Source organism: Paracoccus sp. Z118 (assembly GCF_019061185.1).
GTDB lineage: Bacteria > Pseudomonadota > Alphaproteobacteria > Rhodobacterales > Rhodobacteraceae > Paracoccus.
Window position 1 is genome coordinate 1 of the sequence record NZ_JAHQZU010000085.1, and the last position, 1556, is coordinate 1556.

Genomic DNA, 1556 nt, shown 5'->3' on the forward strand with positions numbered 1-1556 from the left:
GCGCGACATCGGCATGATGCCGAGGAGCGAGGAGAGACCATGAGCAGACGACCGCGCCGGAACCACAGCCCGGCTTTCAAGGCGAAGGTGGCGCTGGCCGCCATCAGGGGCGAGAGGACGCTGGCCGAACTGGCCGAGCAGTTCGACGTGCACCCGAACCAGATCACGCAATGGCGCACGCAGCTTCTGGAAGGCGCCTCCGGCGTGTTCGGGGCGGCGGCCGCGGTCGATCCGGCACCGGCAGTTGACGTGAAGATGCTGCATGCGAAGATCGGCGAGTTGACGCTGGAGAACGATTTTTTGTCCGGCGCGCTCGGCAAGGCGGGTCTGCTGCCGAGCGCAGGACGATGATCGACCGCGACCATGGCCTGAGCGTCAGCCGGCAGGCCAAGGCCCTCGGGATCAGCCGATCTTCAGCAGGATATTGCGGACTTGGGCAATCTGAGGCTCACTGGATTTGCTGCGCACCACGTAGACGGTCCCGGTCAGGTCGATCCGGTCCGCTTCCCACTCCGGGTCCATCGCACCCAATCCATGCCGGTGGATCGCGCGCGCAGTCGGGTCGTCGGCCAGCGCCTTGCGGAAAGAGGAAAGCAGTGGGTCGCTTTCGGTCCCGTTCGAGAAAATGATCCGCAGCCGGTGATCCCGCTTCCCGGCCCGCGCGGTCATCTCGGCCTTCTCGGCCACGTAGGTCAGCAAGCCCTTGCGGATGAAGAGAGACCCCTCATCGACACGGATTTCCTCGTTGTGGCTGATCGGGCGCACCTCCCGTTCACCCGCTTCCAGGTCGGACTGGGTCTTCTCGAACATCTCCCGGAACCGGTCGAAGTCGTGACACGGGTAGAACTCCGCCCGATGGTCTGGGACCAACCGGTCCTCGGCAACAGTGACGTTGCGGAGGGTGGTCAGTGCATCCGACACTTCGAGCTCATCGTCGTCGAAGATGTCGTCAAGCGAGGTGGGCACCTCATCGTCGACCCGCTCTTCGCGCCAGTCCGGTTCGACCGGCTCGCGCTCCAAGGCATAGCCCTTGCCCGACAACAGGCCGTGTCCATGTCGGCGAGATCCGGAGCGCCACCTTTAGCAGCCAGCCTGCTCCAGATCACCCCAAGGCGCATCTCGTCGTGGTCTCGGGAGGTCGGGTCTGGGACCCGTCCAGCCCGGTCGAAGAACTTGTTCACCTCCGCGACGAGTTGAGCGTCCCGCTCCCGGTCCGGGCTTCGGACGGCCCGGGCACGCAGGGAAGAGTTGCAGCCGCAGACTGCCTGCATCTGACGATTTCAACAGTTAGAAAATCAACTTTACTGCGTGTCAATTCCTGACTGAGCCAGAGGGCACCGCCCCAATAGCCCGCGCCCGCGACTCGTTCTGGACAATGTCAAACTCGCTGACAGAACTGGATTTGCCGTCCTAGACCCCATGATCCTGGTCCGCGCCTATCCGGTTCACAGACCCACGAGATGGGTCATGCCCCTTGGCGTGGTGTAGGAGCGCCGGCCCTCGGAGAGGTCCGAGCTTGATCAGATTGCTACAGCGGGCAGCCTGATGCCGGGATT

The 1556-nt window shown here is 63.9% G+C and carries 1 protein-coding gene and 1 pseudogene; one reads left to right on the top strand and one right to left on the bottom strand.

Annotated elements, in window-relative coordinates; translation table 11 throughout:
* Positions 1-39 precede the first annotated feature (39 nt).
* Positions 40-425: pseudogene (locus tag KTN05_RS17515) on the top strand (transposase); the annotation flags it as partial.
* Here KTN05_RS17515 and KTN05_RS17520 read toward each other — a convergent pair.
* Positions 403-1041: a hypothetical protein gene (locus KTN05_RS17520; protein WP_217330650.1), complete on the bottom strand. Its 639-nt coding sequence runs from the start codon at positions 1039-1041 to the stop codon at positions 403-405. The pseudogene KTN05_RS17515 and the gene KTN05_RS17520 overlap by 23 nt on opposite strands.
* Positions 1042-1556: the final 515 nt, after the last annotated feature.